This window comes from Bacillus sp. NTK071 (genome assembly GCF_017303315.1).
Taxonomy (GTDB): domain Bacteria; phylum Bacillota; class Bacilli; order Bacillales; family Guptibacillaceae; genus Guptibacillus.
Genome location: NZ_JAFKOI010000129.1, coordinates 1 through 260, shown reverse-complemented (window position 1 = coordinate 260; position 260 = coordinate 1). Strand labels below are relative to the sequence as shown.

General features: G+C 67.7%; 1 protein-coding gene. It reads left to right on the top strand.

The features are described from left to right. On the top strand, nucleotides 1-260 hold a 260-nt coding region (locus JI666_RS22235; RefSeq protein WP_206895091.1), incomplete at both ends, for a hypothetical protein.

Here is a 260-nt window from a genome sequence, read left to right as displayed (position 1 = left end):
AACCGACCTGGGTGATCGAAAAGGAACGCAGCAAGCGGGCGGCGGCGGCCGAGACCGTCTGGCTTTTCGGTCTGCACGCGGTGCGCGACGCGCTGCTCAATCCCAAGCGCGAAAAGCTGCGCCTTTTGCTGACCCGCAATGCCGCCGACCGGCTTGCGGACGCGGTCGACGCCTCGGGCATGACCCCGGAAATCGAGGATGCGCGCAAGTTCTCGGCGCCGATCGCCGCCGATTCGGTGCATCAGGGCGCGGCGCTGGAA